This is a genomic window from Spirosoma sp. 209 (assembly GCF_002006735.1).
Classification (GTDB): domain Bacteria; phylum Bacteroidota; class Bacteroidia; order Cytophagales; family Spirosomataceae; genus Spirosoma; species Spirosoma sordidisoli.
Window position 1 is genome coordinate 73,983 of sequence record NZ_MVEC01000007.1, and the last position, 14,969, is coordinate 88,951.

The window sequence follows — 14,969 nt, forward strand, 5'->3', positions numbered from 1 at the left end:
GTCCTTAAAGAAGGCTTCTGAAATTGATCACCCAACGGTCGAGCTACGGACGATGAGCTCGGTGGGCAGAACAACCGTTTCAGGTTCAGCTCCTGCTTCGGCAGCCAGTTGCCGGAGCAGCAGCCGCGCCGACTGCTGACCAATCTCGCTGACGGGCTGGGCTACGGTGGTCAGACCGGGTTCTACCAGGGCTGAAGCCGGATCGTTGCTGAACCCGACGATGGCAATATCATCGGGAATGCGCAGCCCCCGGCCTTTTATGACTTTGAGGGCCTCGATAGCGGTCGGGTCGTTTACGGCAAAAAGTGCGTCGGGCGGTTGGGGCAGGTTGAGCAGGTGATTTACGTAAATATTGGCCTTCTCGAGGGTCAGATCATAGGAAATGACCAGTTCGGCTTCTTCCGGAATCTGGTAGTGGCGCAGGGCATCGCGGTAGCCATTCAGGCGGTGGCGGCTGTTGGGAAGGCTGTCGGGCCCGGCCAGGTGCGCAATCCGGCGTCGACCGGTCTGGATCAGGTGTTCAACAGCCTGGAAAGCTCCTTCGTAATCATCGACGGTAACCTTCGACACACTCATATCCTCACAAACCCGGTTGAAAAAGACGACCGGGATACCCTTCCGTTGAAAAATCCGGAAGTGGTCAAAATTGCGCGTGTCTTTCGTGTGCGACACCAGCAGCCCATCGACCCGGCTGGCCATTAGCGCCCGGGCGTTGGTGACTTCCGTTTCGTACGATTCATTGGAATGGCAGATCACCACGTTGTAGCCCGCTTCGGCCAGCACCTCCTGCGCTCCGATGATCACCTTCGGAAAGAAAAAACTCAAAAATTCGGGTACGATGATACCAATCGTGCGGGTCTGGCTGGTCAGCAGGGAGATGGCCAGCTGGTTCCGCTGATAGTCGAGCTGCTCGGCCAGGTCGAGCACGCGCTGGCGGGTTTTGCTATTTACGTTGGGATGCCCCGTGAGCGCCCGCGACACCGTCGATTTGGAGATGCCCAGCTGTTGGGCAATGTCGACGATAGTAGGGAGGTGCTGCTGCATAGAATTGTATTTTTCTGATAAAGTAAGCCGGGTAGTGTTTATATCGGCTTAAACGTACAACTTTTTTTGGGAACATTCCCAACAACAATTGGGAATGTTCCCAAAAAAATAATCAAAATATTCCTTGACAAAAGCTAGTTATAGAGGGAAATTAGAAAGAGTCGTAGGTAAGAAATGGCCAAACTGCTTCGCTAACGGCTTTTTGTCTGATTCGGTCCGTTCAGGGTACCTACGATTGGGAAATAACAAAAAAATTAAACTATTCCTATATACCCCTTATGGAGAAAGTAATACGTTTTATGGGTTGTCTGTGGCTGCTGATGGCCTGCACAGTAGCAGCCGCCCTGGCGCAGAACCGTGCTGTAAACGGTCAGGTTACCGGGCCCGACGGCATCGCGCTGCCGGGTGTCAACGTGGTTGTGAAAGGAACCCAGCAGGGCACCACCACGAATGCAGATGGTCGGTACTCGCTGTCGGTGCCGGGGCCGAACAGTATACTGGCGTTCTCGTACATCGGCTACCAGCCGCAGGACGTACCCATCGGAAACCGCGCCACTATCGATGTCATCTTACAGACCGACGACCGTTCGCTGAGTGAAGTGGTGGTGGTGGGCTATGGTACGCAGCGAAAGATCGAAACAACGGGGTCTATTGCCTCGGTAAAGTCGGCCGATCTGGTACAAACGCCCGTGTCGAACGTAGCCCAGGGCCTGCAGGCGCGGGTGTCGGGGGTGCAGATCAGCCAGAACTCGGGCGCGCCGGGCGGCAACATCAGCGTCCGGATTCGGGGCACCAACTCGATCAACGGCACATCGGAACCGTTGTATATCGTGGATGGAATTCAGATTTCAAACGGGGGAGGTATTACCGACGTAAGCCCGCTGTCGACCATCAACCCGAGCGATATCGAGTCGGTCGAGGTGCTGAAAGACGCGTCGGCAACGGCCATTTACGGCTCACGGGCCGCCAACGGGGTGGTGCTGATCACGACCAAACGGGGTAGGGCCGGCGTAACCCGGGTCACGTACGATGGCTATTACGGTACCCAGCAGGTGGCCAAAACACTGCCAGTACTGAATGCCGCCGAGTTTGCCCAGCTCGAAAACGAGGTGTTCAAGAACAATTTCTACCCTAACCCCGGCAGTCTCGGCGAGGGGGTAAACTGGCAGAACCTGGTGTTTCAGTCGGCCCCGATTCAGAATCATCAGCTCAGCATCAACGGCGGCTCGGAGAAAACGCAGCTAGCCGTGTCGGGCAACTATTTCGCGCAGGATGGCATCGTCATCAACTCGGGCTTCAGGCGCTATTCCATGCGCGTCAACCTCGACCATCGCATCAGCGAGCGGGTCAAAATGGGGGCCAGTATTCTGGGAAGCTACTCGCAGAGCAAAAACGTTCCGTACGGGGTTACCAGCCTGGGCGATGGCGATGTGGTGACGAGCAGCATTCTGGGGGCGGCTGTTGGGGCTCCGCCAACGCTGCGGGCCTACCGCGACGATGGCAGTATTTTTCCGTTCGGCGAACAGGGCAACGGCCAGTACCGCGAAGTAGCCAACCCGCTGGGGCTGGCCTCGATCACCAACCAGATCGGCATCCGGCGGACGCTGGCCAATTTTTACGGCGAAGCCAGCCTGATCAAGGGACTGACCTATCGCGCGTCGTTCAACATAGACCTGCAAAGCAGCCTGCGCGATACGTATTCGCCCCGGTCCATTATTTCCCGAAACGACCTGAACGACAACTCGGGTTCCGGCTCCAAAGTAAACGCGAATAGCACCGTTCTGCTGCACGAGAGTATACTGACCTATGTGGCTACCCTGGCCAGTCAGCACAGCCTGAAGTTTACGGGCGTATTTGCGACCCAGAACAACCTGTCGAACTCGAACACGATCAATGCTACCGGTTTTCCTAACGACGCGACCGGCAACGAAGCCCTGCAGCTGGCGCTGGCCCGAACGGTAAGCAGCGGCCGCAGTAAAGAGCGGCTGGACTCTTACCTGGGGCGGGTCAATTATGGCTACAAGGACAAGTACTTCATCGACCTGACGGCCCGGGCCGATGGATCGAGCAAGTTCGGAGCCAACCACAAATACGGGTTCTTCCCGGCGGTGTCGGCGGCCTGGCGCCTGATCGAAGAACCCTTCCTGAAGAACGTAAGCTGGCTGACCGACCTGAAACTACGCGCGAGCTGGGGCATCACCGGCAACGCGGGCGGCATCAACCCGTACCAGTCGCTGGCTACGGTAGCCTCGTCGGGCAGCGATTATCAGTTCAACCATGTGTACCTGACCGGTATCAACCCGTCGGGTATTGCCAACCCTGACCTGCGCTGGGAGAAGTCGGCGCAGACAAACATTGGTCTGGATGTCAGCCTGTTCAATAACCGACTGAGTCTGGTTGTCGACGTTTACGACAAGAATACCCGCGATCTGCTGTACATAAAAACGCTCCCGCTGTCGTCGGGATACGGGAGCATCACGGGTAATTTCGCGGGCCTTCAGAACCGGGGTGTCGAAGTAGCGGCCAATGCGCGCATCCTGCAGGGCGCTTTACGCTGGGATGTATCGGCCAACGCGACCGTGAACCGGAACAAAATACTGGATCTGGACGGCGGCACCACCCGGGAGCGGTTCGTAACCACGTACAGCATTCTGGGTGTGGGACAGCCGCTGGGCCTGTTCAAAACCTACGTGTTCGACGGTATCAACCAGACGGGTGAAACCATCCTGCCGGGGTATGATGGGCGCCTGGGCGGTCATAAAGTGAAAGACCTGAATGGCGACGGTGCCATTACGGCCGCCGATCAGACCATTACGGGTAATCCCAACCCGTCGTTTATCTTCGGGTTCTCTACCAATCTGGCCTACCGGAACTTCGACCTGGGGGCGTTCCTGTCGGGTACGCAGGGCAACGATATCTTCAACCAGGCCCGCTTTGCCTTCGAGACCCCGCTGGGGCAGCGAAACCTGCTGAAAGGCGTAGCCAACCGCTGGTCGCCCACGAACCCGAACAACGAGTTTGCCAGTGCGGCCCAGGGCAGCCGCCTGCCCGTGAGCGATCGCTTCGTAGAAGACGGCTCGTACATACGCTGCAAGAATATTACGCTGGGCTACACCCTGCCCAGGGTGAAAGGCATCGAGCGCATTCGGATTTATGCCAGCGCCAATAATCTCTTCACCCTGACGAGCTATACCGGCTTCGATCCGGAGGTAAACACCTACGCGGGTAGCAATACCGTGATCGGTGTCGACAATCTGGTCTACCCACCGGCCCGTTCCTTCCTCGGCGGTCTGCAGGTCACATTCTAATTGGCGACTGAGCGATTGAGCGAAATCCGCTCGATTGCTCAGCTGCTCAATCCCTCAATCTATTTTCTGCCATGAGAAAGACACTTATTCCTATACTGGCCTTTGTGCTGACGCTTAGCTCGTGTGAGCTGGAGGAAACAATTTACTCCTCTATTTATACCGAAGCCTTCTACAAAACCGCAGCTGACGCCGAAAAGGGCCTGATTGCGGTATATGACCCCATTGCCGATATGTGTGTGGGGCCGGCACTGACCATTGTTTCGGACTTCAGCGCCGATCAGTGCTACCCGCGGGCGGTGGTCGGGCGCAACACGCTTACGCTGTTTTCGTACGATCCCAACTACACGACCCAGCGCACCGCCGGCCGGTTAAGCGAAGCTCCGCAACAGATCTGGACCTCCTGCTACGACGGTATCGAAAAGGCCAACTGGATCATCGAAAAGGTGCCCAGTGCCAACATGGACGCCACCCGCCGGGCGCAGATCGTGGGCGAAGCCTATTTCCTGCGGGCATTTTATCACTGGACACTGACCAAAAATTTTGGGGATGTACCGGTTAAAATCAAAGCCAGTGTCGATCAGGCCGAAGCGATAGTAGGCAAAAGCGCTCGAGCCGATGTCTACAAACAGATTTACAGCGATCTCGATCAGGCCGTAGCGGCCGGACTGGTATCCGGGCCGACGGTTGAGAAAGGGCGCCCCTCTAAAGAAGCGGTCAATGCCCTGTACGCCAAAGTAGCGCTGTATAACGAAGACTGGGCCAGGGCGCTGCAGAAAGCCCAGGAAGTAATTAACGCCGGCAAATACTCGCTCATGCCCGATGTACGTGACGTGTACCGCTACGACCGCGAAGACCTGGCTCGGGTCGAAAACATCTGGGCGTATGAGTCCGAAGGCGGCTTCAGCCCCAGCCGGGGCCATCAGCTGTCGGGTCTCTGTGGACCGCCAAACAGCGCCGGGGCCGAGTATTCACGGGCTTCGTTCGGGTCGATGTTTGCCTACCAGTCGTTCTTCAACTCGTTCGATCCCAGGGACAAACGGCGGCAGTTGCTCGACACGAGCTATGTGGACCGGAGCAACCGGGTAGTGCCGCAGCGTAGTATTACCCCGATCACGACCCAGGGGGTACTCATCAAAAAATACCAGGACCCTGTTTCGACGGTGGGCAACCTGCCCAACATCCCGATTCTTCGGCTGCCCGATATGTATCTGGTTGCTGCCGAAGCCGAAGCGCGTCAGAACGGCCCCACCGCGCTGGCCTACGGGTTTATCAACGTGGTTCGGAAACGGGCCGGGCTGGATGATTTGCGGACCGGATTGAGTAAAGATGCGTTCATTGATGCTGTCATACAGGAGCGGTCGTGGGAGTTTTTTGCCGAAGGCGACCGCTGGTACGACCTGACCCGTACGGGCAAGTACCTGACCGAGGTGCCCAAAGCCGTTAACAACGTTTATCCAACGCGCCCAGTACAGGCCCGAAACCGGTATTTTCCGATACCGCTCGACGAACTGAATGCCAACCCGAAACTGGAGCAGAACCCCGACTGGAAATGACCATAACCACCAATCAGATGATCAGAAACCGGATGAGCAGGGCGTACGTACGCCGGGGCCTTTGGCTGCTGGTCGGGCTGTTGCCGGCAACCATAGCCTGGGCGCAGTCGGCTAAGTCGATAGCGCTGGGCAATGAGCAGATTCGGCTTCGCTGGCGGGCGGGTGCCAGCGGCTATCAGCTGGCCGAGCTGTCGGTCAGGCAGGCCCGCCAGTGGAAACCGGTAGCCAATCCGTCGGGCGAGTTTACCCTGCTCTATACGGCCAGTAAACCCGCTGCCGAACCCGAACGGACCTTTACTGACAATACGGGCCAGGCGTTTCCGGGCGAGGCCTATCATTATCAGCGCGACCAGTGGCGCCAGACGACCAACAGCGTGGGCCTCAACACCGCCGGTACGGCCTATCACTTCTTTCCGAAAGAAGCGAGCCAGTCAGGGCCAAACCGCATTCGGTTCCGGCACGAAACCGAGGTCGCTACCATCGTGTCGGACTGGTCGATCGATACCAAGTATCCGTCCGATCTGCTTGTCAGCCAAACGGTTACGGTTAAAAAGCCGGGTTTCTATTCATCGGCCAGCCCTACGGTGGCTACTGTGGCCGAAACGGATATGCGCTGGGCTGCGATTCCGGGCTACTGTCAGGGCGATGCCATCCAGCGTGATTTTGTGCGAGCCTATGCCTACGGGCAGGGGGTTCCCGACCTGCCCGTCATCTACCGGGAGCGGTGTGCCAGTACCTTATGCCCGATGGTCAGTACAAAAAGTGGTCAGACCCTGGCCGTCATTCCCGATCCGTCGCTGGGCCGCGATCCATGGGCCGTCGATAAAATTACCCAGGAAGACTGGAATATTGGTTTGTCGCACAAAAACCGGCGTTCGCAACTGAGCCCGACCCTGTATTTTCCGGTACTGGGCGAGCCGAAATCGGAGCGCAAAGCCGGGGAGGTATTTACGTACTCGGTGCGGATCAGCCTGCTCGATGGCGACTGGTACAAGATGCTGAACCATGCCGTTTATGATGTCTTTCGTTTCGGCGAGTCGGTAGCGCTGCGGCAAAACAGGCAATCGTTGACGGATCGTATTCATCAGATGCACCAGTACCTGACCAACCCCAAAACGTCGCTGTGGAATGTTGAAGAGTTTGAAGGTAAAAAAATCGGGGCGCAGTCGTACCTGGGCGGGGTTGTTGGCTCCAACAAAGACGCCATGAAAAACTCCGACTACGGCGCCATGTGGATGCTGGCCGGGGCTACCCAGGACCCCTTGCTCACCCAGAACGTATTGCCCTACGCGCTGAATTTCAAGCTGGCGCAGCAGGAAACCAACGACGATTTCTTTAAGGGAGCGGTAGAAGGGCAGTATTACCTGGCCAAATCCAAAAAGTTCGTGGAGGAGTGGGGCCCCGTGGTCGAACCCATTGGCCTGACCTATTATACCATGCTCGATATCGGCAATATGCTGCTCTTCGAGCCGGACAATGCCGACCTGAAAACCCGGCTTCGGCTGGGTGCTGACCGGCTGCTGGTCTGGCAAAAGCCGGCGGGTAACTGGGCGGTGGCCTATGACAAAGCTACCGACCAGGAAGTATTTCTGGACATTCCGGACGTTCGCCCCACGTTCTACGGTCTCATTGTCGCATACCGGCTGTTGCGGGACGAAAAGTACCTGCGGGCCGCCCGGAAAGGCGCCGACTGGTTCCTGACCAATGCCGTCGACAAAGGGCATTTTCTGGGCGTGTGTGGCGATGCCCGTTACGCGCCCGACTTTGCAACCGGTCAGGCGGCCCAGGCGTTGCTGGACCTGTACGACCTCACCAAAGACCAGCGCTATAAGGACGCGGCCATCAGGACCGCCAGACTCTATACGACTTCGATCTATACCCACCCGATAGTAAGCCAGGCCGCCAAGCAGGTGAACGGCACCAGCCGTCAGGATTGGGAAATTACGCAGTCGGGCCTCAGCTTCGAACACGGTGGTATTTTCGGATCGGCCAACCGGCATGGCCCCATCCAGCTGGCCAGCCATGCCGGGTTGTTCGTGCGGATGTATGGCCTGACCAAAGAGCCGATTTTTGCCGATATGGCGCGTTCGGCGGCCATTGGGCGCCATGCGTTTGTCGATGACAAAACGAGTGTGGCCTCTTACTACTGGAATACCATGAACCGGGGCGCAGGCCCGTATCCGCACCATGCGTGGTGGCAGATCGGGTGGATCACCGACTACCTGATGGCCGAAGCCGAACTGCGGTCGGGTGGGAAGGTGTCGTTTCCGCGCGGGTTCGTCACGCCCAAAGTAGGACCCCATCAGACCTATGGGTTTGCGCCTGGCCAGATTTACGGTCAGCCGGCCAGTCTGCTCATTCGCAACGAGCTGGTAACCCCTGCCGACCCCAACATCGATTACATAACGGCGGTATCGCCCGATCAGAAAAAACTGTTTGTCGTACTGCTGAACAGCCGGGCGCAGGCCACTACGACAACCGTACGGCTGCAATCGGCTGGTATCCGTACCGGAACGGGGCAACTGAAAAGCCTGACCAGCCAAAAAAATCTGGATGCGCAGCGGGCCATTCTGACCCTGCCTCCCTTCGGTATCGACGTCTGGCAGTTCGAATGGCAGTAGAGTGAACCCGGGTAAACCAACCGTCACTCAACCGTCAATCGCTCCTTCACCCAATAGTTTATGAATACAACCATTGATACCGCTGTTATCGTCATTTTCTCCGCGTTTGTGCTGGGAATCGGGATGTTGTTTGCCCGGACGGGGCGTAACCTGAAATCGTTTTTTGCGGGGGGCGAAGCCGTACCCTGGTTTATCGGGGGACTGTCGCTTTTTATGAGTTTTTTCTCGGCGGGTACATTCGTGGCCTGGGGTTCCATTGCCTACAAGTACGGCTGGGTGGCCATTACCATTCAGTGGACCATGTGCATCGGGGCGCTGGTGACGGGGCTTTACCTGGCTCCGCGCTGGAAACGGGCCGGTGCGCTGACGGCCGCCGAGTTTATTCGGGAGCGGCTCGGTCTGACGGTACAGAAAGTGTACATCTTTATTTTTACCCTCGTATCGGTATTCATTAAAGGCTCGGTGCTGTATCCGGTAGCCAGGCTGGTTAGCTCCTCGCTGAATCTGCCGCTGGTGCCCTGTACGATCGGGCTCGGTATCTTCATGATTGCCTACACCGCCGTGGGCGGGTTATGGGCTGTTATGGTAACCGATATTCTGCAGTTCGTGGTGCTGTCGGCGGCCGTGTTTATCCTGCTGCCCCTGTCGCTGGATCGGGTGGGGGGGCTGACGGGCTTCACCCAGGCCGTTCCCGACGATTTCTTCAACCTGCTCAACGGCGAATACACCATTGGGTTTATCCTGGCGTTTGTCTTCTATCACATTGCCTACATCGGCGGCAACTGGACGTTCGTGCAGCGTTACACCAGCGTCGATAGCCCGAAGTCAGCCCGGAAAGTAGCGTTTCTGTTTGCGGGCCTGTACCTCATCAGCCCCATTATCTGGATGCTGCCGCCTATGATCTACAAAGCGATCAACCCGTCGCTGGCCGGACTCGACACCGAAAATGCCTATCTCAAAATCTGTCAGCTGGTGCTCCCGCCGGGGCTGCTGGGGCTCATGCTCACGGGTATGTACTTTTCGACCTCCGCCAGCGCCAATACGGCCCTCAATGTGGTGTCGGCTGTGTTTACCAACGACATTTATAAGGGACTCATCAGGCCCAATGCTTCCGACAGGCAACTCATTCGGGTAGCCCGTGGCTCGTCGTGGGTGTTTGGGCTGGGCATGATCGGGATTGCGCTACTGGTGCCGGCTGCGGGTGGAATTGTGGAGGTAGTACTGAGCATCTCGGCTATTTCGGGCGGGCCATTGCTGGCGCCCCCGCTCTGGGCGCTGTTTTCGAAGCGGCTGACCAGCCGGGCAACCCTCTGGATCACCAGTATTGGCCTTTTTGTCAATCTTTTTTTCAAGGTGCTTTCCCCCTGGTTGCTGGATTACAGGCTGTCCCGGTCCTGGGAAACGGCCATCGGTGTTGGATTGCCGCTGCTGCTGCTATTGATCTACGAGGTCTGGAAAGCCCGGCAGTCTGCCGCCCCGGCCGACGAGTACCTGAGCTACCGGCTGGCCCGCGCCCAGAAGCAGGATCGGGCCCTCCTCGAACCCGACCAGCCCGAAGAAGCGCAGGCCATTCGGCAGCAGAACCGGTTTGGGCTGCAGGTAATAGCCGGCTCACTGGTGTTTACCTCGTTGATGCTGTTGGGCTTGAGTTTTCTGGCTACGTCGGGAGCGGCTACAACGGCGGGTATTGCCGTGGTTATCTTACTGGCCGCCCTGATTCCCTGGCAGGCTTCCCGGCGGGTTCAGGTGCTGGCGTCTGACCCGCCCGTACCGGATGCCCCCAGCACCCTCACCAATGTATAACCCCTACGGCAACGCCCCTAAACAGCCTTTATGCATCACGCTATGAAATACCTGCTCACATTACTAGGCATCGCCGGCAGTATCCTGGCGCTGGCTCAGCATACTATCCGCGAGCCAAAAGCCATACGCTTACACGGGGCCGACTGGCAGTTTGCGCTCGATCCGGCCGGGGTGGGCGAAGCGGGCGAATGGTACTCGAATAAGGTGCCCGCCAGCCGATTCGACAAAGTATCCGTTCCGCACTGTTTTTCCGTTGACCCCCGGTATCAGTTTTATACCGGCACGGTCTGGTATCGCCGGGCGTTTCCGTGGCGGCCCGCCGGGGGGAAACGCGTGCTGCTGCATCTCGACGGCGCCTATTATTCCACTACCGTTTACCTCAACAACCGGAAAGTAGGGGCGCATGAAGGCGGGTATACACCCTTTAAACTCGACATCACGGACTACCTGAAAACAGACGGTACCGATAATCTGCTGGCCATCTCGGTCAACAACAATACCTGGTTGCCGGGCAGCATACCGGGAGCCAAAGACAACAACCAGCCCAACGACCCGTTCCCGGGCTGGATGAACTACGGTGGCCTGATACGGCCGGTCTACCTGACCGTTGAACCCGCCGTGTATGTCGACAACATCAAAGTTGAAACAACCCCCGATCTGGCCAAAGGCACGGCCGTGCTGACCGTCAGGACCCGCCTGCGCAACACATCCGGGCAGGCCGTCTCGCCCGGTATGCAGCTACAGGTCCGGCAGGGTGAGCGGCCGCTGACGCTCAGCTGGAAAGCCACGACGGGCCCCATTGCTCCGAACCAGACGGGTGTGCTGGAGGCAACAGCCTCGCTGAAAGCGGCCGATGTGAAGCTGTGGAGCGTTGATCAGCCCACCCTCTACGATCTGCAGGTAATTAGCGGGTCGGATACGGCCCATACGCCTTTCGGCATACGGAAGGTAGAGGCCCGGAATGGTCAGCTGCTGCTGAACGGCAAACCCATCCGGGTAGCGGGCGGTAACCGGGTTGTCGACTATCCAGCCCTGGGATCGATGGAGCCCGACTGGCTGGTCGAGAAAGATCTTCGGCTCATGAAAGAAGCGGGCATGGAGCTGCACCGCCTGACCCATTACACCCCTTCTGAGACGGTCTACGACTGGGCCGACCGGCATGGCATGCTCATCATCACAGAAGCCGGAAACTGGCAGCTGACTCCCCGGCAGATGGATAACGACACCATTCGGGCCAAGTTCAGGCAGCAGTTTCGGGAGATGGCCGAGCGCGACTGGAACCACCCCAGCGTCATTGCCTATAGCGTAGGAAATGAATACCTCTCCGAAACGCCTTCGGGACAGCGCTGGACCAACGATATGATTCAGTATGCCCGGCAGCTCGACCCGACCCGGCTTTACACGTTTGCTTCGATGCGGTTGAACATATTACCCAAAACCGCCGATGGCGAAGCCAGTCAGTACTGCGATTTCGTGTCGACCAATACGTATGGCAACCATGCCGTCGTTCTCGACCACATTCACCGGCTCTATCCCGATAAACCCGTATTCATCAGCGAGTGGGGCCGCCGGGCCGATACGGAAACCGGTGAAGCCGGTCAGGTAACCCACCTGGAGGAGGTTATGGTCGAGATCAGAAAACGGCCCTATGTTATCGGCGCGTCGTGGTGGTCATTCAACGATTACCAGAGCCGCCATCAGGGTACGAACCCGAACGGATACCGACCCTGGGGGCTGGTAGGGCCGGAGCGGACAAAACGCCCGCTATATGCGGCCCACCAGCGCGAGATGGCCCCGCTGACCGTCCAGAAACTAAGTTTCACTCCGGGGGCCGAAGGGATTCATACGTTGCAGCTCCGGGTGGTGGCCCGCGCTGATTTTCCGGCCTATACGCTTCAGAATTATCGGTTGCAGGCCGCCGATGCCAACCTGCTTATTCCGCCGTTGCAGCCCGGGCAGCACGTCGACCTGGCTGTGCCTGTTCGTGGCTTCGACCGAACACTCAACGTAACCGTCCTGAAACCGACGGGCTTTTTTGTTCTTTTTCAATCTATTGACTTAACGAATGATACGCGAACAAGCAACCGATAAACGACCCCTCAAAACCATTCGACACCAGGCCGATCTGATCGTAACGGGTGGTGGGTTATCCGGCACCTGTTGCGCCATTACGGCCGCCCGGGCTGGGATTCAGGTTATTTTAGTGCAGGACAGGCCCGTGCTGGGTGGGAATGCTTCGAGCGAAGTTCGGCTGTGGGTACTGGGCGCTACATCTCACATGGGCAACAACAACCGCTGGGCTCGCGAAGGGGGTGTCATCGACGAACTGCTGGTTGAAAACCTGTACCGAAATCCGGAAGGAAACCCGCTCATCTTCGATACCATTCTGCTCGAAAAAGTAATGAACGAGCCAAACATTCGGCTGTTGCTGAATACGGCGGTATACGAGGTAGAAAAGGCCGACGCTGATACGATCAGCGGGCTGAAAGCCTTCTGTAGTCAGAACAGTACCCTCTACGAGCTGTCGGCTCCTTTGTTCTGTGATGCATCGGGCGATGGGATTGTGGCGTTTCAGGCCGGAGCCGCCTTTCGGATGGGGGCGGAGTCGCGCGAGGAGTTTGGGGAGAAGTTTGCCCCGACGGCCGAGTACGGTGAGTTGCTGGGCCACTCGCTATATTTCTATACCAAAGATACGGGCAGGCCTGTCCGGTTTGTCCCACCGGCCTATGCGCTCGATGATATCACCAAAATCCCGCGCTATCGACGGTTTAACGCTCAGGAGTACGGCTGCCAGCTCTGGTGGATCGAATACGGCGGGCGGCTCGATACCGTTCACGATACGGAAGCCATCAAGTGGGAGCTGTGGAAGGTCGTATACGGCGTCTGGAACCACATCAAAAACTCCGGTCTGTTTCCGGAAGCCGAAACGATGACGCTCGAGTGGGTCGGTCATATTCCCGGCAAGCGCGAAAGCCGCCGGTTTGAGGGCGACTACCTGCTGACACAACAGGATATCGTAGAGCAGCGTACCCATGCCGATGCGGTCGCGTTTGGGGGCTGGTCGATCGATCTGCACCCGGCCGATGGTGTGTTTTCCGAAAAGCCGGGCTGCAACCAGTGGCATAGCAAGGGTATTTACCAGATTCCGTACCGCTGTCTGTACAGCCGGAACATCACCAACCTCTTCCTGGCCGGGCGTATCATCAGCGCTACCCATGTAGCCTTCGGATCGTCGCGGGTGATGGGAACAAGCGCTCACGTAGGCCAGGCCGTCGGTATGGCAGCCGCGCTTTGTACACGGCATACCCTATTACCCCGCCAGTTGGTAACCCCCGTAGAGACGCAACCCTTTGCGTCTCATGTGCGCCAGCCGGTTTCAGCTGACGCGCCAGAGACGCAAAGGGTTGCGTCTCTACAGGTGGAACTGCTGAAAACGGGGCACCATATTCCTGGCTTTCGGCTGGATGACCCGGACGATCTGGTTCAGCAGGCTTCGCTTCGGGCGTCGAGTGAATACCGGCTGGCGGCCTTTCCGCCCGATGGGCCACTGCTGCCGCTGGCGCAATCGGCCGCGCAGATGCTGCCGCTGCCGGCCGGTCCCGTTCCCGGTCTGACGGCCTGGGTAGTGGCCGATGAAGAGACAGAACTGACGGTTGAGCTACGGCGAAGCAGCAAGGTCGATAACCATACGCCCGATGTGACCCTGGAGACGGTCCGCATCCCGCTGCAGAAAGGACGCCAGGCCCTGGATCTGCACTTCCAGGCCCATATCGAGGAGCCCTGCTACGTGTTTGTCATGTTTCTCAAAAACAAATCCGTTCAACTCCAGTACAGTCTGTTTCGGGTAACGGGGGTATTGTCGGTTTTCAACAAGATCAATCCCGCAGTGTCCAACTACGGCAAGCAGGAGCCAACGGAAGACATCGGAGTCGATACGTTCGAATTCTGGTGCCCTGAACGTCGTCCGCTGGGGTATAATATTGCCCTGACGCTGGATACGCCGATCCGGCTGTTCGGAGCCGGGAATGTACGCAACGGCATTCAGCGCCCCACCCGACAGCCCAACGCCTACGTGGCCGATCCGGCCGATCCGAACCCGACTGTAACCCTGAGCTGGCCCACGACCCAGCGCATTGCCCGCGTCGATCTTTTTTTTGATACCGATTATGATCACCCGCTGGAGTCGGTTATTATGATTCATCCCGAAACGGCTTCGCCTTTCTGCGTGCGGGAGTACATCCTGTGTAACGACAGGCAGGAGCGGGTCTGGCATGAGACGGCCAACCATCAAAGCCATACCGTCATCCGATTCGATCAGCCGGTTGTGACCAGCAGTCTAACCATTCATCTGAAAGCCACGAACGGCACCGCCCCGGCCAGCCTGATGGAGGTTCGGTGTTACGCGTAACGTCAAGGTTTGTAATCGGTCGGTGACGACGCCAACAGGTCACTGATTTCTGTCAAAAGCCCCATGAACTGGGGCTTTTTTTGTAAAAAAATACCTTTAAAGAACTAAAATGGCTGAAATGAGGAAAACTGTGACCGAAATGCGTTAATATCCATTGTGAACAAAAAACAATATTTGTTTATTATTTATGTCTGTCTACGAAGCCGCTGGACTATCACACATCAACAAACGG

Annotated in this window: 7 protein-coding genes; 6 read left to right on the forward strand and 1 reads right to left on the reverse strand. The window is 57.6% G+C overall.

Going from position 1 to position 14,969, the window contains the following annotated elements; translation table 11 throughout:
- Positions 1 to 27 precede the first annotated feature (27 nt).
- On the reverse strand, positions 28 to 1,044 hold the full coding sequence (locus B1C80_RS13995) for a LacI family DNA-binding transcriptional regulator (RefSeq protein ID WP_077921806.1): 1,017 nt from the start codon (positions 1,042 to 1,044) through the stop codon (positions 28 to 30).
- 278 nt (positions 1,045 to 1,322) lie between these two features.
- Here B1C80_RS13995 and B1C80_RS14000 point away from each other — a divergent pair, with 278 nt between their 5' ends.
- The 6 genes from B1C80_RS14000 (at position 1,323) to B1C80_RS14025 (ending at position 14,737) form a co-directional block, all read left to right on the forward strand.
- Positions 1,323 to 4,352, forward strand: a complete 3,030-nt coding sequence (locus B1C80_RS14000) for a TonB-dependent receptor (RefSeq protein WP_077921807.1) — start codon at positions 1,323 to 1,325, stop codon at positions 4,350 to 4,352.
- Positions 4,353 to 4,423: 71 nt separating this feature from the next.
- A complete protein-coding gene (locus tag B1C80_RS14005; protein ID WP_077921808.1) occupies positions 4,424 to 5,905 on the forward strand; it encodes a RagB/SusD family nutrient uptake outer membrane protein in 1,482 nt (493 codons plus the stop codon).
- A 32-nt stretch (positions 5,906 to 5,937) separates the two neighbouring features.
- The gene (locus B1C80_RS14010; RefSeq protein WP_077921904.1) at positions 5,938 to 8,526 is read left to right on the forward strand and encodes a glycerophosphoryl diester phosphodiesterase; all 2,589 of its coding nucleotides are present in this window, start codon (positions 5,938 to 5,940) and stop codon (positions 8,524 to 8,526) included.
- Positions 8,527 to 8,586: 60 nt separating this feature from the next.
- Positions 8,587 to 10,329 (forward strand): sodium:solute symporter family protein, encoded by a 1,743-nt coding sequence (locus tag B1C80_RS14015; RefSeq protein ID WP_077921809.1) that lies wholly within the window; start codon positions 8,587 to 8,589, stop codon positions 10,327 to 10,329.
- A 42-nt stretch (positions 10,330 to 10,371) separates the two neighbouring features.
- On the forward strand, positions 10,372 to 12,420 hold the full coding sequence (locus B1C80_RS14020) for a glycoside hydrolase family 2 protein (RefSeq protein WP_077921810.1): 2,049 nt from the start codon (positions 10,372 to 10,374) through the stop codon (positions 12,418 to 12,420).
- The gene (locus B1C80_RS14025; RefSeq protein WP_077921811.1) at positions 12,395 to 14,737 is read left to right on the forward strand and encodes an FAD-dependent oxidoreductase; all 2,343 of its coding nucleotides are present in this window, start codon (positions 12,395 to 12,397) and stop codon (positions 14,735 to 14,737) included. The genes B1C80_RS14020 and B1C80_RS14025 overlap by 26 nt, the downstream gene beginning before the upstream one ends.
- The last annotated feature ends 232 nt before the right edge of the window (positions 14,738 to 14,969 follow it).